Genomic DNA, 22942 nt, shown 5'->3' on the forward strand with positions numbered 1-22942 from the left:
CGGAGCATATTTTATTTTTTGCGTGCAATATAAATCAGGCTGGAATAATCTTTATCGTTTTTATTTGCGTAACTGTTTGATTTGTAGCCGTTTAATACGCTGGTAAGCATATTGGTTTTTCCGGCTTTATATTTTTCGCTCAGCATGCTTACGTAATAAGCATCGTATTTCATCGGCTTCGTTTCTTCCAGCACCAGTTTATGCTTTTTCAGGAAACGTTTCATGGTTGCCTGGTTGAAATGGTACAAATGCCGCGGAACATCATAAGCGGCCCAATTCTCGCCGTATTTCTTAGCATCCAAGGAATCTGCATTCGGAACGGCAACCAACATTACGCCGCCCGGTTTAAGCAAAGTAAGGAGTTTCTGGAACGTTTCGTTTACCGTATGAATATGTTCCAGCACGTGCCACATGGTAATAATCTCAAAGCTTTCTTTCTCGAACCGGTCCAGGTCTACTTTTTCAATCATTTTCCCTAGCTTTTTTTCCGATTGCTTATTTGCCGTCGCGTTCGGTTCGAAGCCTTCTACCTGCCAGCCATCTTTCTGACATGCTGCCAGAAAGTAACCTGTGCCGCAACCATAATCCAGAATAGCACCTTTGGGTGCCAGCCGGTTTACCAGTTCCATTTTATCTTTAACCGCAATTGATCTTACAACCTGATAGGCTTTATTGATCAGCCCTTTTTTGGTATCGCTGTGCGAAATATAATCTTCCGATTCGTAATATGCACCAATGCTTGCCTGATCCGGTCGCGGATTCGTGAATTTAAAGCTGCAGTTCTCGCATTGCACAATTACAAAGCTTTCCTGCGAAACCGACTTGTCTTTTACTACTAAAAAATTCTTAAACTCTGTTTTCCCGCAAACCGGGCAATTTTCGAGGCGTTCGTAGGCCATTTATTTTCCAAGGTATACCATTAAAACTGAAATATCGGCCGGAGAAACCCCGCTGATGCGCGATGCCTGACCAATAGTTTCCGGATTTATTTTAAGTAATTTCTGCCGCGCTTCATGCGACAACGCCGGCATTTTGGTGTAATCCAACCGTTCTTTAATTACGTAGTTCTCGAGTTCCTTCATGCGGTCGGCATGCTGGTTTTCTTTCTCGATATAGCTTTCGTATTTAATTTCGATGCTGGCTTGTTCAATGCTTTCCTTACCGTATTGCTCCAGGAACTTCGCTAATTCTGCATCAGCTTTAGCCAGGTGTTCAATTTCAATATTCGGGCGTTTTAGCAGGTTAGCCGCTTTTGCTTTTTCCGAAATTGGTGCTGATTCTAAAGCCAGCAAGACGGTATTAACTTCAGCTGGCTCCATACTTTTCTTGCGCAGATAAGTAGCGATTTCAGAAGTTTCTTTGATTTTGATTGCTACTTTTTCTAACCGTGAAGCATCTGCCAAACCAAGGTCATACCCTTTCTTCGTCAGGCGAACATCGGCATTATCCTGGCGCAGCAAAATTCTGTGCTCGGCCCGGGAAGTAAACATTCGGTATGGTTCGTCGGTGCCTTTGGTTACCAGGTCATCGATCAATACGCCAATGTAGGCTTCCGAACGATTTAGTACTATCGCTTCTTTCTCATTGATCTTCTGGTGCGCATTAATCGCTGCCATTAATCCCTGGCACGCAGCTTCTTCGTAACCGGTCGTTCCGTTTATTTGTCCGGCGAAGTATAAGTTTTCCACCAGTTTCGTTTCCAACGTGTGGTTTAATTGGGTTGGCGGGAAGAAATCATATTCGATCGCGTAGCCCGGACGGAACATTTTCGCATTTTCGAAACCAGCAACTTTACGCAATGCTTTGAACTGTACATCTTCCGGCAGCGAGCTGGAAAAGCCATTCACGTAAATTTCCACAGTGCTCCATCCCTCTGGTTCAATAAATAGCTGGTGACGGTCTTTATCCGCAAAGCGGTTGATCTTATCTTCAATCGATGGGCAATAGCGTGGGCCTAATCCCTGGATGCGTCCTTGGAACATCGGCGATTTCTCAAAGCCGGTTTTCAGGATCTCGTGTACTTCGGAATTGGTATAGGTAATATAGCAGCTGCGCTGTTTGTTTAGTGGCTCAGTATCGGTATAGGAAAACTTCGAAGGTTCCGCATCACCGAACTGTTCTTCCATTTTAGAATAATCCAAGGAACGGCCATCTACCCGTGGCGGTGTTCCGGTTTTCATTCTGCCGCTTTCGAAGCCCAATGAAACCAATTGTTCGGTTATGCCTTTAGCAGATCTTTCGGCGGCTCTGCCCCCACCCAACTGTTTCTCTCCGATATGGATGATACCATTCAGGAAAGTGCCGTTGGTTAAGATCACCGCTTTAGCTCTGATTTCGATGCCCATGCTGGTTTTGACGCCGCAAACCCTACCGTTTTCTACGATCACTTCGGAAACCATATCCTGCCAGAAATCAATGTTTAAATTGTTTTCTAAAGCGGTACGCCATTCTTCGGAAAAACGCATCCGGTCGCTTTGTGCGCGCGGGCTCCACATGGCCGGCCCTTTGGAAAGATTAAGCATTCGGAACTGGATCATGGACTTGTCCGTGATGATCCCGCTCATGCCCCCCAAGGCATCTACTTCTCTTACGATCTGGCCTTTTGCCACCCCTCCCATGGCCGGGTTACACGACATCTGCGCAATGGTGTTCATGTTCATGGTAACCAATAGAACTTTAGAACCCATTGTTGCTGCGGCGTGCGCAGCTTCGCAACCTGCATGACCGGCGCCAACTACTATAATATCGTATTCTGTAAACATTAAAACTGTAATGGTTGAAATTGTTTCACGTGAAACATTCTTGCTCTTTCTTAAAAATTACGCAAAGATAAACATTTATCTTCTTCCCAGCGCATGGCTACTTTTAACTCCGGAGTAGTATCGTCGTGCCCCAACAAATGTAGAACCCCATGGATAAGCACCCGGTGTAATTCATCTTCAAATGGAATTTTTAATTCAACAGCATTTTCTTTCACGCGTTCCACACTAACAAAAATATCACCTTCAATAGTGCCCTCTTCGTCGGCATTATCAAAGGTGATAATATCAGTTAGCGTATCGTGGTCCAGATACTCGAGATTTATTTTGTGCAGATAATCGTCTGAGCAGAAAATAAAAGTTAGTTCGCCGAGTTGGTAATCATGGTTGTGGATAACTTGTTTTATCCACGTTGAAACCTGTTGATAATTCGTTAATTCGAAGTGGATATCTTCCGTTTCGAAAGAAATGTTTTCCTCAAGCATTGTTCAGGAAAAACGTTAACTGAACGGTTTTGCCGTTGTTTGAGAACTTAACTTCGTCGCATAGATTGCGCATTAAAAAGATACCCCTTCCTCCAGGATTTTCCAGGTTTTCCACAGCAGTAGGATCCGGCAAAGATTCGGTGTCGAAACCGTGGCCTTCATCCTCCACTTCGAATTTCAACTGGTCTTCGCTTACAACTAAAGTAAGGTAAACGTTCTTGTCTTTATCGAATTTATTACCGTGGCGGATTGCGTTATTTACAGATTCCGTAACGGCAACCATAATATTACCATAGATATCGTCTTCGATCTGGAATTTGTCTTTAGAGTTGTCTATAAAGCTTTCCACGATGCGGATATTCTCGATAATGGAAGGAATCTGAATTTTAACCTGATTCATAATTTTTTAGGAGTTGGTAATAGCAGTAAGGTAATTTTAATGTTTAATTCTTGCCAAGTTTCTGAAAGTATTCGTTAACCTCTTGCTTATAATATGGCGAAAAGGCCGGCGAAACTGTTTTCAGAATTTCAGTTTGTTTTTGTTTTTGTTTCAAGTATTTCTCGAACGAAGGCGGAACCAGAGTTTGTTTTTCCTGGGCCGTCTGCGATTCGCGCTTATTGTCAAGTTCTCTTTCCCGCGCCGATTTCTCTGCTTCCAGCAAACGGGTCATAATTTCCCGCTGGCGCATTACCGTTTGTTCCGTAAGTCGTTTATTAACGAGATCGGTTTCGGTTTGTTCCATCATTTTTGCCAGATCTCCGAGTTTTCCATTCCCAGGCATTTCGCCTTTCTCCTGCCCTTGCTTCTGAAGTTCTTTCAATGCCTGCCGCAAAGCTTCCTGTTGGGCTGCCAATTTAGCTAATTCTTCCGACATAGATTTACCCGGCGACTGTCCTTTTTTCAAATCTTCGATCTTTTGGTTCAGTTCCAACTGCATTTGGGCCATATTTCCCTTTTTCGGCTTCTTTCCGCCCGGTTTGCTGCAGGTCTGATCGCCTTTCATCTGCTGCGCCATCTGCTGCTGCATTTGCTTTAGCGCATCGTTAAGCATTAGCGCCAGGTTGTTTATAGAGGTCATTGCCATTTGCTGGTGACCGGCGGCTTTGCCTACGTTGCGTTCCTTAATTTCCTGCACCGCCGAATTGATGTGCTGGTTCATATTGCCCACTTCGCGCGTTACAAAAGACTGGATCTGGAATACGCGTTTAGCCAAAGCATAAAGACTATCCTGGATCATTTTGGCATCGTCTTTCAGCTTTAATTGTTGCTGGCCCAAGGCCACGAAACGTGGATCGGATTGGTTTACGGCGCGGAAATCTTTCATCAGGGCTTCTTCATCGAAGGAAAGTTTCAGCAGGTTTTCCAGGATAGCACGCAGGTCATCGAGGTTTTCCTGGGCTTCTTCCATATCCTGGCTTTTTTTGCTTTGCTCCATCTTCTTGGCCAGTTTATCCATTTTCTGACCAGCACTTTTCTGCGATTTCGCAGCTTTCTTGCTCTGATTCTTTTCTAACGATTCCTTTGAATCCTGCTGATCTTTTTCAATATCTTCCTGATCCTGATCGGACTGGTCCATCTCGTTTTCGCCTTTCAGGTCTTTATCAAGCTTCTGCAGTTCGTCGATATCTTTCTTTACGTCCTGGAATTCCTTATTCAGTTGCTCCTGCTCTTTCTTTAATTGCTCCGAATCGGCATTCTTTTCTTCAGATTTCTCCCCGAGCTTCTCCTGCTCTTTCGCCATTTCCTCAAGCTGTTTCTGAGTGCTTTCCAGTTTCTGCTCGAATTGCAGTTGCTTGAAAAGCTCTAAAGCACGCTCCAGTTCTTTCTCTAAGGTATTCTCTTTATTATTAAGCTGGTCTAATAGTTTCTGAAGTTCGGGGTCGTTCTGGCGTTTTTCCTGCAGCAGTTTTTCGAGCTCTTCGTATAGTTTTTTCGTTTCCGGGTCCAGCAGTTCGTTCATCAGCTTTTGCAGTTCCTTGCTTTTCTCCGCTAATTCCTGGCTTTTTTCGTCGAAACGGTTTTCCTGCTTGGCTAATTGCTGGTTCATTTCCTGAAGCGCTTCCAGGTCTTTTTCCAGTTGTTTTTTCTTGTCAACCAAATCCTGGAGCTGCTTTTTATCCTGCCAGGTAAGTTCTTTCTTCAGCTTGAATTTATCTTCGGACTTGTTCAGTTCTTCTTTCTGCTTCAAAGTCTTTTCTAATGTCTGGGAAAGCTGGCTTTGCACTGATTTGGCGTTGGCCGCAATTTCCTCTTTCATATCCTGGCGGTTCGGCAATTTAAAGGTCTGCGTACGCGTTTTTGCCGATTTGCTGCCGTGAATGCCATCGTTATCCCACACCTGCACAAAGTATTCTAACTGGTCGCCGGGCTGCAGATTCAGATTCGTAATGTCCCACTTATGGAAATAGGTCTGGCTCACCTGCTGCGGATCGAAATGAATGGCTTTGGCTTTATAAGCCGAATTGCTTTGAGCATTGCGCGGATTGGTGATGCGGTAATTCAGATTCAGGCGGGTTAAGCCATAATCGTCGGAAATGCTGCCGCCCACTACTAAAAATTGATAAAGCGTAGTATCGTTGAAATTCTCTAAAGAAATATCTGGTACGCGATCCGGAATAGTAGTTAACTGGTAGCTGATCTCATCTTTATTCTTGCCGTATTGATTCTGCAACTGAACCTGGTACGCCTGGCTTTGCATAATCTTCTTTGTAACCTGAAACTGGTCATCGTCTTCTTCGGCCATTACAACCTGATTCGGATTCTGGAAAGCCAAAGTCAACTTCTCGGTTTCATCGGCATCGAAATTCCACGTTAATAAACTCCCTTCCGGAACAGTTAAGTTACCAGAATTCTCTACTGTTTCGGCAGCTTTCTTGAGATAGGTCGGATAGTTGATAACTACTTTAAAATCTTTCAGGTTTGGCCGTGCCAGCAATTCCAGCTCATATTCATCAGAGAAAAAACCAGAGCCAGCCAGCTGGAAATCCACAGGCTTTTGCAGGTTACGGAAGTCGAAAACGTACTCATCGGCACTTACCTTTTTCAACAGCTGTTCCCGGCCATTATACACAATCGAAACTTGGTTCGGCAGCGTTTTTCCCTTCACGTTTACTTTTAGCTGGAAGTCTTCGTTCTTATACGCTTTCAGTTCCTGGTTTTCAATTACGAATTCAAACGGAGCTGGCGGCGCGTAGAATTGCTTGAAATTCACGATGCGTTCGGTGCCCTGCACAAAAATGCTAGGGTAGATCAATAAAATGCCCAGCACCACTGCCATTGGCACCAGTACATATTTCAGCAACGGCCGGTTTTCGCTCAGCTTTACGCTTTCCTTGAATTCTACACCTCTAAACTGTGAAGCCTTCTGGTTTAAGCTCGCCGCAATCAGATCGTTGGTTAAGCTTAAATTCCGCAGCTGAATGGTATTTAAAAGCTTGTCACGGATCTCCGGGTAAAAGCCTCCTACTTTGCGCGCCGCTTCTTCATCTGATAATACTTTCTTCAGGTTCGTTAGAGCCAACGTTGGTACCCAAAGCCAGCGCCAGGCTGAATAAATCGCTATGCCAATGAAGCTGAAAAGTAAAAACGCCCGGACGAAATTCGGGAAGTAGAAATAATATTCGAGCAGGTTATACAGTAGGAAAAATGTAGCCAGCAAGCCCACCGAAAAAATCGCACCCTTTATCAACAGATTCAGGTAGAATTTTTTCTTAAAGGCCTGCAGCTGAAACAACAAATTGTTCAGGCTTTCTTCAGGTTGCATAACTTTATAAATTCAGAAGATTTTAAAACTAATTTTAAACTGATAATCAGCATTTTGCTACTTTCAGAAATCGGTTAACTGGCGCGATTTCCCACATTAATTAAAACGACTTTTCAGCCCTGAAAGTATACCGTTTTCCACAGCTTAGAGTTCTTAGTGTTCCAGCTCCAGCATAACCGGACAATGATCCGAATGCTTGGCTTCCGGTAAAATAGCGGCGCGTTTCAGTTTATCTTTCAGATTATCGGTTGCCAGCAGATAATCGATTCGCCAGCCTAAATTCTTGCCTCTTGCGCCGGCGCGGTAACTCCACCACGTGTAATTGTGCGGTTCCTGGTTAAAGTGCCGGAAAGTATCGGTAAAGCCAGTTGCCAGGAATTTCGAAAACCAATCGCGTTCTTCCGGCAAAAAGCCCGAGCTGTTCGCATTCGATTTCGGGTTATGGATATCGATCGGCTGGTGGCAAATATTGTAATCGCCGCAAATAACCAGGCCCGGTAATTCGGTTTTAAGTTTGTTAGCGTAGTGGTGGAAATCGGCCAGCCATTTCATTTTAAAGCCCTGGCGTTCATCGCCGCTCGAGCCGGACGGCATATATACGTTCAGAACGGAGAAGCCGTCGAAATCGATACGCAGCACGCGGCCTTCGTTGTCATAAACTTCCATCCCGCACCCAACTTCTACTTTCTTAGGCTGAACTTTCGATAAGATTGCCACGCCGCTGTAGCCTTTTTTAACTGCCGGATGCCAATGCACTTCGTAACCCAGGTTGTGGAAAATAGCTTTATCGATCTTGTCGTCGCAGCATTTAATTTCCTGCAGGCAAACTACATCGGCATTGGTGGCTTGCAGCCATTCTAAAAAACCTTTGCTCAACGCGGAGCGAATTCCGTTTACGTTATAACTGATAATCTTCATTTAACTGATCAAAATATTCTACAATGTGCCATTTGAGCATCCGCTCCTGCGCTTTTAAATGTCCCGGCGGAATTGGCTTCACCGATTTGTAATGCGGCCAGCCATCTTCGTCTACGCGCTCTAATTCATAAAAACCCGACAAACTGAAAACCTTGCAGGTTGCAATGTGCATCAGGTCCTGTTTTTGTTCTTTGGTGAATTCGGTGATCCCCTGCCCTAACTCCTGAATGCCGATCAGAAAAAGGATCGCGTTCAGGTCCGGACGTTTACCGAATTTCTGTTGCAGATCGAGCCGCAGGTCCTGCCAGCGCACATCCAGATCTACATCCGATTTTGTTTCGAAAAAGTCCATTCGTTTAAAATTTGAAAATTTGAAGTTGTGGAAATTTGAAAATGCTTTTGTTTATAAGCTTCCTGATTTCCACAATTTGTTTTAACTTTTCTGTCTGAAAACCATAGCGTTTCTACTTATTTGAATTTCGAAAATGGTATGATTTCAACAGTATAAAGTCCGGTTATTTATTTTATTCTTTTGAAAGAATCTTTCTTACTATATCTTAGCTTTTCTACTGGCGGATATAGTCTTCCATAGTTGTAAGTCCAAATCTCATTTGTGAAGTATTGATAAAATTCAGGTTTATCCTTCATTTTGAATTCATATTGAGAAAAAGATTTATCTAACGAATGCCTAATTGTATAAAAGCCAATCCAAGGAATTATTAAGCTGTCAGCATTTACCCTTGGTAATTTAGCTTCGCCTTTACTGTTTGTATTTGCCCAAGCTATTACTGTTGTATCGCTTTTTAAAACGCAAGAAGCATATGGAAGTGGTAAATTATATTGATCAGTTACTTTAATCAATAAGGAATCATCAGTTTGAGCAAAGCCTTCTAGAACCTCATATTTTTCGGATTCTTTTAAAGGTTGAAGCTCACTATTAAATATAATTTGATTCTTCTCTATTTTCCAACTTCCGTTTGTTTCACCGCCTGCTAATCCAGTCACCCAAGTGTATTCAAACGTCTTGTCGTTTTTTAGCTCAATCGTTTCACCACCTACATCCATAAGTTTCCAACTGTATTTACCAATTAGTTTCTCAGACTTCAAGGTTTTGCTTGAAGAACAGGAAGCAAGAAATAAAGCAAAAATTAAGGTTACAGAATGTCTCAAGTGGTGATTTTATATTAGCTGAAACAGTAATATCGCAGCATTAAATACAATGCTTTTAAACTGTTTTTAATTCCTCCCAATACTCCACAGCTCTCCGGAAGTGTGGGATTACAATGGAGCCGCCAATAAGGTTGGCAATGGCAAAAACTTCGTAAATTTCTTCGTCGGATAAACCGCACTCAAAGCATTTGCCCAAATGGTATTTTATGCAATCGTCGCAGCGCAAAACCATCGAGCAGGCCAAGCCCAGCATCTCTTTGGTTTTAACATCGATGGCGCCTTCCGCGTAAGCATTGGTATCGAGGTTGAAAAAGCGTTTAATAACTTTATTGTCGGCTTGCATGATTTTTTCATTCATTTTCTGCCGGTAATCGTTAAATTCCTGTACCTGACTCATAATTTTGGTGAGATTAAATGTAAAAGCGAAAGGAATTTCGCTAACTAATAAAGATACGTTAAAAAAATATGTTTCTGAAAAAGAAGCCTCTAAAGTAGCATTTTATGAAAGCGTGGTCGGATCTTTTGGCGCTGGTTTACCCCGAATTTTGCTACGCATGTAGCGAAACGCTGGCGCACGGCGAAAAGATGGTGTGCACTACCTGCCGCGTTAAACTTCCTTATACCAATTATCATTTGCTTCCTTCTTCGGATAACCCGCTTTCTAACCGGTTTTATGGCCGGATCGAAATTGAGAATGCCTTGTCTTACTTAACGTTTGTACGAGCCGGCCGGGTTCAGAATCTGCTCCATAATCTGAAATACCGCAACGTGCCCGAAATTGGCGAATTGCTCGGAAAATGGTATGGTTCGGAGCTTCAAAAGTCAGGTTATCAGGAAAGGTTTGATCTTATCCTGCCGGTACCTTTATACCACCGGAAACTTAAAAAGAGAGGCTATAATCAATCGGATAGATTTGCGAAAGGCCTGAGTGAAACCCTGGAAATTCCCTGGAGCGATAAGGTGATCAAGCGAAATATAGAGAGTACTACTCAAACGAAGAAGAGCCGCTTCGCCCGCTGGAAAAACGTAGATAAAGTTTTTAGTGTTTCGAAACCGGAAGAGATACAACAGAAACGTATTTTGCTTGTTGACGATGTGCTCACTACCGGAGCTACTTTAGAGGCCTGCGGGCAGGAACTCCTGCAAAATGGTTGTAAAAGCCTGTCGGTGGCCACTATTGCGGCAGCTTAAAAACGGTAGGGTTTAAAGCTGGAAAAGTCAGCAAGAATTTTTCCGGACGGTTCCTGCTTTCTGATCAGAAATTATAACGCATAAAAAAAGCCTGACCAATTGGCCAGGCTTTTCTATTTATGAATGCTTTTTATTATTTGTTAGAACCAGCGTTGATCATCGCGCAACGGAAACCGATGGTTGCAGTTGCTGAATCCTGGGCCATGAAACGACGCGTGCCCGGAGATAACCAGTAAGCTACATCTTTCCAGGAACCGCCTTTGTAAACGCGAACCTTATCATCTACCAGTGACTGGAAACCAGCTTTGTCGTAGTTTTTGGATTCATCTAAGTAACCATTACGACGGAAAGGGTTCAGGTCTTCCATATCCTGGAATGAGTTCGGGCGGTATAAATCCTGTACCCACTCGTTTACGTTACCAGCCATGTTGTACAGACCGTAATCGTTTGGAGGGTAGTTGTAGATATATTCTGTGATCATCGCACCATCGTTCAGGGAACCGGCAATACCGGCATAGTCACCACGGCCGCGTTTGAAGTTAGCCAGGAACTGACCCATGTTTTTGCCGTACGGGTTACGAACCTGGTGGCCATCCCAAGGATAGATACGTTTGTTCGCCTGGTTTTCGTCGTCAGTATATTGCGTACCGATCATGGCAATAGCAGCATATTCCCACTCTGCTTCTGTTGGGAGACGGTAGTTTGGAAGTACCACGCCAGATTCCAATGGAATACGGCCGGTTCCTTCCGGAACTTCAACCCCAGCTTCTTTAGCCAGGTTCTGGTTCACTTTGGCAGTTCTCCAGGTGCAATAGTCGTTTGCCTGTTCCCAGCTAACGCCTACAACCGGGAAGAAACGGAAACCAGGGTAACGCAGGTAATGATCTACGTAAGGGTCGTTAAAGGATAACTGACGGGCCCAAACGGTAGTATCGGGTAAAGAAGAACGGTAAAATTCTTCTGAAGAGTCTTTCTTAATGAAGTAAAGATATTCTAACCAGTGAATGTTGGCAACTTCTGCCTCATCCATGTAGAAAGATGCAATGGTTACGGTTCTTTCAATGTTGTCGCGGGTCATGCCCATGTCTTCTTCCATGGAACCCAGCGTGGTACGGCCACCTTCAATGAATACCAGACCCGGGCCTTCAGGCTGACCGGCATAATCTGCTACCTGGAAGCCTTCATCCTCGTTATACGCAATACCGGTTGCGGTACTGGCATCACCCGGATTGGTGCTGGTCGGATTGCCGCCTTTGTTGCAGGAAGACAACAGCACTACGCCGGTCGCTGCGATGGTTAGATACTTGAAAAGATTCATAAAATTAAAGGTACCTGATAATAAAAAGTTTTCTAACAGAATATAATTTGCAATTATACAAAAAATCAAAACGCCGGACAAGCAATTTGCAGGTATTTTTTATTTGCTGCCCGTGCCCGGAAAATTTTGGTCAGATCGTTCTGCTCAAAGGCCAGCGAAATTTCGTGCGTGCCGCCTGCATTTGCGCTTAAACCGCTCAATCCGAGGTCATAACTGTAGGCAAACTTAAATTGGTTCAACTGCAGGCCGGTAATAAAAACTGCACTTTGCTCATATTGTCCGCCAAGCTCCAGGCCCCGGTATAAAATTCCAACGGTTACGGGCGTGTACAAAGTATAAAAGCCCAGATCTATTTTGCTGAAAGGTTCCTGGCGGGTGTAAGTAACGGTGGGCGTAAAACTTAACTCGTAAAATTTATTCTGTGAAACCCGCGTGCTGGCATAGAATTTATACCCCGTATTTACGGTAACCTTTAAGGGCAAACGCGATTCCTGGGTAAAGCCCAAGTCGGGTTGGTTCAGGTGCTGCGTGCCGATGCTGAGCCAGAGCTGATCGTTATATAAAATGCCGCCGGCGCCCACGCTCAGGTATTTTACCGGATCATAAAAAATAGTGCTTTCCTGGGAAGTTTCATTTTGCAAACCATCATCAGAAAGCTGGTCGCCGAAGGTTAAGGAACCGAAAGCTACTTTCCGGGAACCGTACGTGGCCTGCATGCCCGCGCTTACCGCAAAATTTTTCGAGATTCGGGTATGGTAACCATAAATACCGCTGAGTTCAAAGGTTGTAAAGGCCGAACTGCCGGCTTTGTCGTGCATGAGTAAAAGGCCGCCCGAACTTTTGCTTTCGCCAAACCGCATTTCGCCGGAAAGGTGATTGGTAATATAAGCGCCCGGTAAAGTAGACCATTGGCTACGGTAGGCAGCCGTAATATTGGTTTCGCCGGTAAGGCCCACAAAAGCGGGGTTCAGGCGCAGTTTGGTAGCGTATTGCTGCGAAAAATGCGCATCCTGGGCGGAAGCCGCACTGCCCGTTAAAAGCAGCATTCCCAGAAATATTTTCACCTTCCGCCACACGCGCATACTAAAACCCTTTAAAAAACGGTATATAAATTGAATAGAAAACTAAAAGCCACCAAAATTTTCAAAAGCGAAAGCCCGGGAAACGGTATCAAAACGAAGCTAAAAAGTGGTTTCGTATTTAAAATCCGAAACAAAAACGTTTTTTTTCGTAAGGCTTCCGGATAAATTGTTGTGCTAAAATTTTAGCTAATTTCACACTTTCGCAAAGTATAAGCAAACGCTATCTAAAAAGATGAAAAAAGTATTTATTGGTTTTGCCATTTTCCTGGTAATCTTACTGGCCGCAGCCGCCCTGGTTCCGGTTTTGTTTAAAGATAAGATCAAGGAAGTAGTAGACAGGGAAATTGCCAAAAACGTAGAAGCCAAAGTAATTTATAATGCCGATGATATTGGCGTAAGCATTTTCAGCACCTTCCCGAATTTAGGATTGAACATCGATAACCTAGCGGTAGTAGGCGTAGATTCGTTTCAGCGCGACACGCTGGCTTACCTGCCCCAGTTCCGCATGGGCCTGGATCTGATGAGCGTAATTTCCGGCGATCAGCTGAAGATCAAATCCATAAAACTTACCCAGCCCAACATTAAGCTCAAAGTGCTGAAAAGCGGCAAAGCCAACTGGGATATTTACAAAGCCGTTCCCACCGAAGGCGAACCCGATACGGTGCAGTCTGACTTCAGCATGGCCATGGAAAAATGGGAAGTGGAAAACGGCAAGCTGGTTTATGAAGACTTAAGCATACCGTTCTCGGTACAATTGCTTAAAATGAACCACACCGGCTCCGGCGATTTCGAGAAAAGCGTGTTTGACATGGTTTCTAAAACTACTTCCGAAGGCTTTACCATGACCTACGACGGCGTGAATTATATTACCAACAAAAAGCTGGATGCCGATGTAACGCTGGCCATGGACCTGGATAAATCGCTTTACACCTTCAAAGACAATAAATTCAAGATCAACGATTTCGCCATGGATTTTGCCGGCACGATCCTGATGCCGAAAGAAGATATTGACCTGGACCTGACGTTTAAAGCCCTCGATACCGATTTTAAAACCATTCTTTCTTTGGTGCCGGGCATGTACACTGAGCAATTTAAAGACGTGAAAACCGAAGGCAAGCTTGCCTTTAACGGGTACGTAAAAGGCCGCTTCAACGAAACCTCTATGCCGGGCTTTGGCACTGATCTGAAAGTGACCAACGCCATGTTCAAATACCCTGATCTGCCGCAGGCTGCTACCAACATTAACGTAGACATGTCTGTGGATAATAAAGATGGCATCATCAACAACACCAACGTGGAAGTGCGTAAGTTTCACTTAGATCTGGGTAAAAATCCGGTAGATGCCAAAGCCGTTATCAACGGCCTGGACCCGATGAAAGTAGACGGAAACCTGAAAGCCAGCATCGACCTGAATGAAATTACCAAAGTGTTTCCGGTAGAAGGCATGACGTTGCGCGGTTTGCTGAAAGTAGATGCCAACGCCAAAGGAACCTATTCGGCCAAACAAATGCCGGTAATGACGGCCAACCTGAACCTGGCTAACGGCTACGTAAAATCAAAAGACTTCCCCGCGCCTATCGAAAATCTGAGCGCGCTGGTAAATGTGCTGAACGCCACCGGTAATACCGACGATACCGAGATCAAGATCGAGAACTTTAAAATGCTGCTGGAAGGTGAACCGCTCGCCGGCCGCGTGTACGTGAAAGGTATCGATAAGCCGATCTTCGACGCCGATGTAAAAGGCACCATCGATCTGACGAAGATGACCAAGATCTTCCCGCTGGAAGGTATGACGTTAACCGGCCGCATTAAAGCCGATATTAAAACCAAAGGCAAGATGGCCGATATTGAAGCCGGTAAATACGCCAACATTACTTCGAGCGGCTCTATGAATGTGGATAAACTTACGTTTGTAAGCACCGATCTTCCTCAGGGCATGAAAGTTACCACTGCCAATGCTTCTTTCAACAACGAAAAGATCAACGTGCAGAATATGAGCGGTTTTGTGGGAAAAAGCGATGTGCAGATGAACGGCGTGATCTCGAATTATATGGGTTATATGTTCGCCGAAAACCAACCCCTGCGCGGCACCATGAACGTTTCATCCAACCGCTTTAACGTGAACGAATGGATGGTAGACGAATATTCCGGCCAGCCGGTAGCGCAGCAAACACCAACGGAAGCTACGGGAGTGGTGGAAGTGCCAGGCAACATCGATTTTGTGCTGAACGCCACGGTGAAAGAAGTACTTTATGATAACCTGAACCTGCAGAACATGAAAGGCGCCGTAATTATTAAAGACAAAACCGCGAAACTGCAGAACCTGGCTTTCAACACGCTTGGCGGTTCGTTTGTAACGAACGGTTCTTACAACACGCAGAGCCTTTCGCAGCCGAAATTCACCTTCGATCTGGATATTAAGAACCTCGAATTCAAAGAAGCTTTCAACGCCTTTGAGACCATTCAGAAACTGGCGCCGATCTCTAAATTTCTGGAAGGTAAATTCTCTACCAATTTTGCTTTTGCTGGTGAACTGGGCCAGGATATGATGCCGGTGATGGGAACCATGAGCGGGAAAGGCGTTATTGAGGTGGTGCGTGCCGTAGTAAAGAACATAAAAGTGCTGAACAAGATTGGCGAAACCACCAATTTTAAAGAGGTACAGAACTTCATTATCGAAAACAAAGACATTGCCGCCGAGATCCTGAACGGTAACCTGGTGGTAAAACCTTTCGATGTGAAGGTTGGTGATATAAACATGCTCGTGGGCGGTACCAATAACCTAAGCGGTGGCATCGACTACGGCGTAGCCCTGGATGTGCCAACCGGGAAAGTAGGCAGTGCCCTGAATAATAAACTTTCTTCTTTTGCCGGCATGAAAGATTACAAAGGCGCTGAACGCGTAACCTTAAACCTGAAAGTTGGCGGCACCATGGACGATCCGAAAGTAGCGTTGGCCGGTGGCAGCGCCAAGGCCCAAGCCAAAGACATGGTAAAAGATGTGGTGGCTTCGCGCCTGAATACGGAGAAAGAAAAACTGAACGTAAAACGCCAGGCTGCCCAGGATAGTTTGCAACGCGAATTAGACCGCCGCAAAAAAGAAGCGGAAGATAAAGCCCGCCAGGAAATGGAGAAAAAACGCCAGGAAGCGGAAGATAAACTTAAAAAAGAGGCGGAAAATAAATTAAAGGGAATCTTTAAACGCTAGGTTTTCCACAGTAAAAACGCTAGCCTTTCAGCCTTAAAAAGTAAAAACCCCGGAAACTATTCCGGGGTTTTTTTATTGTTTTTCCACAAGGTAGTATAAAAAAACGCTATGGTTTCAACCTCAAAAAGTGTGCTTTCAGATTGTACTACATAACAGGCTTGGTTTCGGATTTAGCAGCGCAGCGCTACCGGAAGCGTTTGCCAAGCTTTAAAACGCTATGCTTTTAAGCTTAAAAACTGGAATATTCAATTAATGCTATTGTAATCAGTGTGTTATGTTTTGGTGGTTTTAAATGCCAGCGCTAAAAATATTTTTCGCACCAAATCTTTATGGCACAATTTCGGCCGAATTTTTGTTTAGTTCCATTTCAGAAATTGCTGGTACCGAAATAGGACGGTTTTATAACCTTTTTCTGATTTTACGTATAGCGGTTACTTCCCGAAATTTATTTCACCCAAACAAACTGAAAAATGAAAAGAACAAAATTTATGTTGCCGGCCATGCTGCTGGGTTTAGCGTTAGGCTTTAGCGCCTGCGACAAAGAAGATGACGACAAAGCCACCGGAACTTCCCGCATGGAAGTACGTCTGACCGATGCGCCGGGCGATTACGAAAAAGTTTTGATCGATATTCGTTCCGTAGAAATTCACACCGATGCCAATGCCAGCAATACCTCCGGCGGTTGGACCACTTTAAGCAACATAAATCCGGGTGTTTATAATCTGCTCGATTTTTCGAACGGCAAAGACACACTTTTAGCGGCTTCTAACCTGCCTGCCGGCCGTATTTCGCAGATCCGTTTGGTTTTAGGCCCTGATAATTCACTGGTGCTGAAAGATAGTTCTATCCACGCTTTAAAAACGCCAAGCGGCCAGACTTCCGGCCTGAAAGTAAAGATCGATGCTGACCTGGTTCCGGACGTAACGTATGTAGTACTGCTGGACTTTGATGCTTCTAAATCTATTGTGGCCAAAGGCAACGGCGGCTTTAACCTGAAACCGGTTATCCGTACCATTACCCAGGCAGTAGCGGGTGGCATTCGCGGTAACGTAACGCCGGTTATGGCAAACAACGAAATTCACGTAATTGAAACGGTACCAGGCTCAAATGGCCGGATCGATACGGTAGGCGGTTTTACCGATGCTAATGGTAACTACCTGGTAAAAGGCCTGAATGGTGGCATTTACAATGTGGATTTCTACGCACCAAACAAGAAGAAAACCGTTGACGGTGTGATCGTTACGAATCAGGCCATTACTACTGTAAATGTAGATATGAACTAGAGAACGCTATCGTTTTCCACAAAAAAAGTGCCGCCCCGAATCAATTTCTGGGCGGCACTTTTTATTTACTTTTAGTCGAAGAATCGAATATCGAAGAATCAGAAATTCTAAACCGGTTGGCCGGTTTTAATGCGCACGTAGGTAATGTAATCGGTATTGATCGGTTCGAAACCATTTTGGCGCAAATTGGTTGCCACCTGGGCGCGGTGATACGTGCAATGGTTGAAAACGTGGGTAAAAATATCGCAAACGCGGTTGGTATATTCCAGGCCCTGCGAGTTGGTGTACTTTATTTCGCGGTTGAATTCTTCAATGTCGGCATTTTTCAACAAATCGTAAAGCTTATTGGATGTATCTTCGTGCAACTGGCGTAATTGCTCCAGACTATGCTCCTGCCACACTTTCACCGGGGAAACGGTATCGGTCATGCGCGCGATCCAGATGGCCTGGGCGTTTAGCAGGTGGCTGAATAATTTTAAAGCCTGGGCCGGAGCTTCACCGGGAAGCTGGTTCAGGTGATTCAGTAAACGGTCGTTCGCCCAAATATTGTATTCGGCGTATTTTTGTAAGGTACTCCACATAATTTCTACTTTCTAAGGTCTTCCCAGATCAGTTTTTCATTTGTTCGGGCATTAAAAAAGTCCGGGCATTTCATATCGCCTTTGCCCGAAAAGCCGCCATCCGGCTGGCATAACTGCTGCCCTTTTACGGAATAAACTTCGCTGGGTATATCGCAGCAGCGGCCAGTAATGAAATAAACTGTCTGGTTCTGGTAACGGTAGCTATAAATGCTAACCGGCGGGTTGGCAGGTTTTTCATTTTCGAACCCCAAAATTTTTTCTTTCAGCCATGCCGGAACTTCAGGCTCCGCAGTTTTTGCCTCGGGAACCCTACCGTTTTGGCTGGCTGCATTTGGTTTCTGGCAACCCATGAAAAACGCTATAGAAAACAGCAGCAAAAGTGCCCGGGATTTTTGGTATGCAAGCATCATAGTTAACTGCAAAAGTAGAAAAGCATTCAGAGTTTCCGAAACGGTTTTACAGATATTTTTGTAGCAGCTCGTGGTAACCCGGCAGCTTTTCCACATATGGCCAGAAGATCAGTAAACCAATTGTTAGCGCGGTAAGGGCCGCAATCAGTACTGCGCCGGCCGCCAGATCTTTCACTTTCCCAGCCAGTTCGTTGTATTCCGGCGATACCAGATCCGTTAGTTTTTCCACAGCCGTATTAAAGATCTCCGCCAGCCAGACCAGGCCAATTGCCAGCGTTATCCAGGTCCATTCTGAGTTTTTTATGTCGAAAAACCAACCCAGGAAAATTGCTTCAATAGCGCCTAACAAGTGCAGCTTCATGTTGGGCTCGTACCAGAAAGCCGCTCCTATCCCTTTAAAAGCGTAACCAAAACTATTGAGTCTTTTTTTTATGTATTTGCGCGGCATTTCCGGATTCGTTTTTAATTGAGATGCTTCAAATGTAAAAGAATAGTTGAACGCTATATTACGGCTTTTGAATTTTCCCGGCCAGAATTCCCCTTAAAATCCGCTAAATTGCCTGCGCAGCAAGCATAAACCCTACGATTGGTTTAAGAGCGAAAGCCTCCAGACCTTTTTCTGCAATAAATACAAACGCTGAACTTTAAAAACCCGCTTTGAAGCCGCTATTCATACTTTTGATGGCCTTTTCGGTACCGTTTTCCACAGGCGCGGAACCAAAGCTGCCTGTTGGATATTATGATGTAGCTGCCCGAAAAATTCCTGAAATGCATATTACCCGCAACGTTTATTTTATTAGTGGCCTGGCCGCCGATGAGCGCCTTTTCGAAAACCTGGCTTTGCCCACAACATATAAGATCCATCACGTAAAATGGATCGATCCGCTTAAACACGAAGACCTCGAAAGTTATTGCCATCGGTTAGCTGCCCAGATCGATACCACGGCGCCATTCGTGCTCGTTGGCATGTCGTTTGGCGGAATGGTAGCCGTGGAGTTAAACAAATTCCTGAAGCCGCAGCAAACCATTCTTATTTCCAGCATTGCCACCCGCAACGGACTTTCGGGATTTCTGAAAACGGTAGATCTGCTGCATCTGCATAAACTGGTTCCTGGCTTTATTTACAAGAATTTCTACCCGGCCGCGCACTGGTTTTTCAATGCCCACACCAAAGCCCAGAAAAAACTGGTAAAATCTTTCATGGAAAAAGCTTCGCGTACGTTATTGGTTTGGTCTATAGATCAGGTAGTTGGCTGGCGGAACGAATTTATTCCGAAAAATATTTTTATTATAAACGGCTCCGCCGACCGCGTTTTTCCACATAAAAGAACGAACGCTAACGTGTTGATAAAGGATGGCGGTCACATGATGGTTCATAGCAAAGCCGCTGAGATCAGCCCTGTTTTAGCCACACAATTGGCAAAAGTAAAATGGCAGGAAGCCCCGGTTACGAACTGATTTCCGGGTGAAAAACGGTAGGCAAAAGCCGGTAAAAAGTAGCAGCAATTAAAATTAAACTTTTTTCAGATCAGCACTAATCGCCGAATAAACTTCGAAATTAGCTTTCCCAGGTTCCTGTATCCCGATGCCGGTGCATTTGCCGGTCCGGTCTATCTCGAAAGCGATGCCGGCTTTTTTATCGTGGTAAATGGTGATCTTCTCCTTTGTCTGGTCTGTAGTATAAACAGCAGCTTTTTTCATTTCCGGAAAATGCGCCTGAATGGTTTTCAGGTCTGACCCAACCCCGATCCGGTTTTCCAACTTATATTCCGGCGAAGTAACGCGGATCTGTTTGGCCTGGCTGCTTTCCTCGGCGCTGCCCATGTTCCGGGCAAAGAAAATATTGGTCTGGTAATGTTCCCGCCTGGGTTCCGAAAGTTTAGGTTCCGAAAGCCAGGTGGCCAGCATTTTGCCCATGGCCGCATCAGTGGCAGCTGGTTGGCCCAGCAGTTTATAAACCACTTCTGCCTGTTCGTTCAGTTTAATCAAGCCAATGCTTTTACCAGGAACAATCGTTTGGTTTTGCCCGACGGGTTCTCTATTTGTTTCATCCGAATCAGTTTCTGTTGCGCTATTTCCGGTTCCTTTCAGAATAGCGTTTTGCGAACCATTACTTTCTGTACCGGAAGTTTCCGATTGGTCAGTTGTACAGGCGCTGAGCCAACCAAAACAAATAAAAAGCAGGCAAATTTTCCGCATCACGATCTCTAATGGTATTACCTGTTTTACTGCTTTCGCGAAGTTTTAGTTCTTAGTGAACACGGAGCATTAAGTTTTATATTTGTTAAAAACATGTTATTTAATGGTGTATATTTACTTTACAAACTTGATATAAACGTATGAGAATTCTTAATCTGTTAGTAGCAGTTTCTTTTCTGTCGCTGGTGGCCTGTAAAAAAGATAAAGAAACTGAACCGAAAAACGATTGCCGGATAAGCAAAACGATGCGCGAAACCGGTGAAGTAGATGCTGAGTTTATTTACAATTCAAAGAACCAGCTCGTTACAGCATATTATCCTTCTGGTGGTAGTGCAGATAAACCAGGCAGTACCTTAACCTTGACTTACGACGCCAACGGGAAATTAACGGATGGAAGGCAGACTTATAATGACCCAATTATTGGCTCTTCGCGCTTTACTTTTAACAGCGCTGGTTTTGTAACTCAGATTAAAGGCGAAGACCCTGATGCTTATTCATTATCTACTTTTGAATACAATGCGAATATGCAGCTTTCTAAAAGTGAATTGTTTTCAAAAATGAGTGCCTCTAGCCCCTTAAAACATATTGCTTCTTTTAGCTATGAATACCGGAATAATAACATTGAAAAAGTTAATACCGCGGTTTATGTAAGAGGTACCTCCCAGACCGATACCGTTCATTCAATCACTGTTTATGAGTACAATTCTTCTGAAAATCCTTATTATGAATTCAGGTTTTTTAATCCTTCAGAAAATAATTCGTCTGCTAATAACCCGGTAAAGGCCACTTTTACCAGCAGAAATCCTGATGGGACAGTAATAGATGATAATCACCTTGTTTTTTCTTATGAGTATAATGATCAGCAGTTGACAACCCAGGTAACGCGAACTTTTACTAATGGTGCATCTGCTCCTTCAACTACTAAATTTGAATACTCTTGTAAATAAGTACCAGTAATTGGTTCATAGTCAAGCAAACAAAAAAAGCAGCTCCGGAATCCGAAGCTGCTTTTTTGTTTATATCCTGATACTTGTGTCCTACTTCAAAGAACCGATCATGTCTTCGGGACGAACCCATTCGGTAAACTGCTCATCGGTTAACAGACCAAGATCCAGCGCCGCCTGACGTAACGTAGAGCCTTCTTTATGCGCTTTCTTCGCAATTTTCGCGGCATTGTCATAACCTACGTGCGGGTTCAAAGCCGTAACCAGCATCAAAGAGTTTTCCAACTGACGTTTGATCACTTCGTGGTTCGGCTCAATACCAACGGCGCAATGCTTATCAAAGCTGTCGCAGGCATCGCCTAATAATCTTGCGCTCATTAGTAAGTTGAAGATCATAACCGGCTTGAACACGTTCAGCTCGAAATGGCCGTTCATACCTCCTACGGAGATCGCCACGTCATTACCCATAACCTGGGCGCAAACCATCGTCATGGCCTCGGCCTGTGTTGGGTTAACTTTGCCCGGCATAATAGAAGAACCCGGCTCGTTTTCCGGAATAATAATTTCGCCAATACCAGAACGCGGACCGGAAGCCAGCAAACGGATATCGTTGGCAATTTTCATTAAGCTAACGGCCAGTTGTTTCAAAGAACCATGCGTTTCTACGATCGCATCGTGCGCGGCTAAGCTTTCGAATTTGTTTTCGGCAGTGCGCATTGGTAACCCAGAGAATTCCGCAATTTTCTTGGCAACCAATACATCGTAACCTTTCGGCGTATTCAGCCCGGTTCCTACCGCCGAGCCACCAAGAGCAAGTTCGCTTAAATGATCCAGCGTGTTTTTAATGGCCTTCATGGCGTGATCCAACTGGCTTACATAACCGGAAAGTTCCTGGCCCAAGGTAAGCGGCGTGGCATCCATCAAGTGCGTGCGGCCGATCTTTACCACGTTCATGTATTCCTGGCTTTTGGCGTGCAGCGTGTCGCGCAGCTTTTTCACCATCGGCAAGGTAGTTTCCGTTACAGCTTTGTAAGCGGCAATGTGCATCGCCGTCGGGAACGTATCGTTGGAAGATTGTGATTTGTTTACATCGTCGTTCGGGTGAATTTTCTTCTTTTCATCCATTAAATCGCCGCCCAGTAAAACGTGCGCGCGGTTTGCTACCACTTCGTTCACGTTCATGTTGCTTTGCGTGCCCGAACCGGTTTGCCACACTACCAACGGGAATTCATCGTCTAAGCTGCCGGTTAAAATCTCGTCGCAAACTTTACCGATTATTTCTGCTTTTTCCTGTGGCAACACGCCTAATTCCGCATTGGCAAACGCGGCAGCTTTCTTTAAAATGGCGAACGCCGAAATAACTTCTTTGGGCATCAGTTGGCCGCCGATGGTGAAATTGTCTTTAGAACGTTGGGTCTGGGCGCCCCAGTAACGATGCGCTGGAACCTCAACCGGCCCCATGGTGTCTTTTTCGATCCGGATACTCATATAAATTTGAAAATTTGGAAATGAGAAAATTTGAAAATGAATGTTCAGGCGAAATTCCGGCCGTAAAACGGTAGGCTTTTCGGGCGTAAAACTAAACAATTATTTAGAAAGCCGCTTAAAAAGCAAAAGCTTTGCACCGGAG

21 protein-coding genes are annotated in these 22942 nt (G+C 44.6%); 5 read left to right on the forward strand and 16 right to left on the reverse strand.

Annotated features, from left to right (window positions below):
• Positions 1-11: 11 nt before the first annotated feature.
• From I5M27_RS11340 to I5M27_RS11380, 9 genes are all read right to left on the reverse strand, one after another.
• Positions 12-899 carry a class I SAM-dependent methyltransferase gene (locus tag I5M27_RS11340; RefSeq protein ID WP_200506329.1) on the reverse strand — a complete coding sequence of 296 codons (888 nt, stop codon included), beginning with the start codon at positions 897-899 and terminating at the stop codon, positions 12-14.
• Positions 900-2762: a tRNA uridine-5-carboxymethylaminomethyl(34) synthesis enzyme MnmG gene (gene mnmG, locus I5M27_RS11345; protein ID WP_200506330.1), complete on the reverse strand. Its 1863-nt coding sequence runs from the start codon at positions 2760-2762 to the stop codon at positions 900-902.
• A gap of 50 nt (positions 2763-2812) precedes the next feature.
• Complete coding sequence (gene ybeY / locus I5M27_RS11350; RefSeq protein WP_200506331.1) at positions 2813-3244, reverse strand: rRNA maturation RNase YbeY; 432 nt, start codon at positions 3242-3244, stop codon at positions 2813-2815.
• Positions 3237-3644 (reverse strand): ATP-binding protein, encoded by a 408-nt coding sequence (locus I5M27_RS11355; protein WP_200506332.1) that lies wholly within the window; start codon positions 3642-3644, stop codon positions 3237-3239. The genes ybeY and I5M27_RS11355 overlap by 8 nt, the downstream gene beginning before the upstream one ends.
• Before the next feature lie 43 nt (positions 3645-3687).
• Positions 3688-7008 carry a coiled-coil domain-containing protein gene (locus tag I5M27_RS11360; protein WP_200506333.1) on the reverse strand — a complete coding sequence of 1107 codons (3321 nt, stop codon included), beginning with the start codon at positions 7006-7008 and terminating at the stop codon, positions 3688-3690.
• 153 nt (positions 7009-7161) lie between these two features.
• Complete coding sequence (locus tag I5M27_RS11365; RefSeq protein ID WP_200506334.1) at positions 7162-7926, reverse strand: exodeoxyribonuclease III; 765 nt, start codon at positions 7924-7926, stop codon at positions 7162-7164.
• On the reverse strand, positions 7907-8278 hold the full coding sequence (locus I5M27_RS11370) for a hypothetical protein (RefSeq protein WP_200506335.1): 372 nt from the start codon (positions 8276-8278) through the stop codon (positions 7907-7909). Before I5M27_RS11370 ends, I5M27_RS11365 begins: the two co-directional genes overlap by 20 nt.
• Before the next feature lie 167 nt (positions 8279-8445).
• Complete coding sequence (locus I5M27_RS11375; protein ID WP_200506336.1) at positions 8446-9096, reverse strand: hypothetical protein; 651 nt, start codon at positions 9094-9096, stop codon at positions 8446-8448.
• A gap of 55 nt (positions 9097-9151) precedes the next feature.
• The gene (locus tag I5M27_RS11380) at positions 9152-9493 is read right to left on the reverse strand and encodes a carboxymuconolactone decarboxylase family protein (RefSeq protein WP_200506337.1); all 342 of its coding nucleotides are present in this window, start codon (positions 9491-9493) and stop codon (positions 9152-9154) included.
• 104 nt (positions 9494-9597) lie between these two features.
• Here I5M27_RS11380 and I5M27_RS11385 point away from each other — a divergent pair, with 104 nt between their 5' ends.
• Positions 9598-10287, forward strand: coding sequence for a ComF family protein (locus tag I5M27_RS11385; RefSeq protein ID WP_200506338.1), 690 nt, complete (start codon positions 9598-9600; stop codon positions 10285-10287).
• A gap of 133 nt (positions 10288-10420) precedes the next feature.
• On the opposite strand, the gene gldJ is transcribed toward I5M27_RS11385, so the two are convergent.
• Both gldJ and I5M27_RS11395 read right to left on the reverse strand, forming a co-directional pair.
• Entirely contained in the window at positions 10421-11605 is a 1185-nt protein-coding gene (gene gldJ, locus I5M27_RS11390; protein ID WP_200506339.1) for a gliding motility lipoprotein GldJ, read from the reverse strand.
• Positions 11606-11670: 65 nt separating this feature from the next.
• Entirely contained in the window at positions 11671-12687 is a 1017-nt protein-coding gene (locus I5M27_RS11395) for a PorP/SprF family type IX secretion system membrane protein (RefSeq protein WP_200506340.1), read from the reverse strand.
• A gap of 232 nt (positions 12688-12919) precedes the next feature.
• Between I5M27_RS11395 and I5M27_RS11400 the strand changes: the two genes are divergently transcribed.
• Both I5M27_RS11400 and I5M27_RS11405 read left to right on the forward strand, forming a co-directional pair.
• On the forward strand, positions 12920-15895 hold the full coding sequence (locus I5M27_RS11400; protein WP_200506341.1) for an AsmA family protein: 2976 nt from the start codon (positions 12920-12922) through the stop codon (positions 15893-15895).
• 470 nt (positions 15896-16365) lie between these two features.
• Positions 16366-17178 (forward strand): DUF4382 domain-containing protein, encoded by an 813-nt coding sequence (locus tag I5M27_RS11405; RefSeq protein WP_234462499.1) that lies wholly within the window; start codon positions 16366-16368, stop codon positions 17176-17178.
• A gap of 107 nt (positions 17179-17285) precedes the next feature.
• Here I5M27_RS11405 and I5M27_RS11410 read toward each other — a convergent pair whose 3' ends face one another.
• Genes I5M27_RS11410 through I5M27_RS11420 form a run of 3 tightly spaced genes read right to left on the reverse strand, consistent with a single transcriptional unit; the run spans position 17286 to position 18617 of the window.
• Entirely contained in the window at positions 17286-17759 is a 474-nt protein-coding gene (locus I5M27_RS11410) for a DinB family protein (protein WP_200506342.1), read from the reverse strand.
• Positions 17760-17764: 5 nt separating this feature from the next.
• Positions 17765-18169, reverse strand: a complete 405-nt coding sequence (locus I5M27_RS11415) for a DUF6970 domain-containing protein (protein WP_200506343.1) — start codon at positions 18167-18169, stop codon at positions 17765-17767.
• 46 nt (positions 18170-18215) lie between these two features.
• Positions 18216-18617, reverse strand: coding sequence for a diacylglycerol kinase family protein (locus tag I5M27_RS11420; protein ID WP_200506344.1), 402 nt, complete (start codon positions 18615-18617; stop codon positions 18216-18218).
• Positions 18618-18826: 209 nt separating this feature from the next.
• Here I5M27_RS11420 and I5M27_RS11425 point away from each other — a divergent pair, with 209 nt between their 5' ends.
• Positions 18827-19627: an alpha/beta hydrolase gene (locus tag I5M27_RS11425; protein ID WP_200506345.1), complete on the forward strand. Its 801-nt coding sequence runs from the start codon at positions 18827-18829 to the stop codon at positions 19625-19627.
• Between the two features lie 54 nt (positions 19628-19681).
• Here I5M27_RS11425 and I5M27_RS11430 read toward each other — a convergent pair whose 3' ends face one another.
• Positions 19682-20368, reverse strand: a complete 687-nt coding sequence (locus I5M27_RS11430; protein WP_200506346.1) for a hypothetical protein — start codon at positions 20366-20368, stop codon at positions 19682-19684.
• 140 nt (positions 20369-20508) lie between these two features.
• Between I5M27_RS11430 and I5M27_RS11435 the strand changes: the two genes are divergently transcribed.
• A complete protein-coding gene (locus I5M27_RS11435) occupies positions 20509-21315 on the forward strand; it encodes a hypothetical protein (RefSeq protein ID WP_200506347.1) in 807 nt (268 codons plus the stop codon).
• A gap of 90 nt (positions 21316-21405) precedes the next feature.
• Here I5M27_RS11435 and fumC read toward each other — a convergent pair whose 3' ends face one another.
• Complete coding sequence (fumC, locus tag I5M27_RS11440; protein WP_200506348.1) at positions 21406-22800, reverse strand: class II fumarate hydratase; 1395 nt, start codon at positions 22798-22800, stop codon at positions 21406-21408.
• Between the last annotated feature and the right edge of the window lie 142 nt (positions 22801-22942).

This window comes from Adhaeribacter terrigena, assembly GCF_016623615.1.
GTDB classification, from domain to species: domain Bacteria; phylum Bacteroidota; class Bacteroidia; order Cytophagales; family Hymenobacteraceae; genus Adhaeribacter_A; species Adhaeribacter_A terrigena.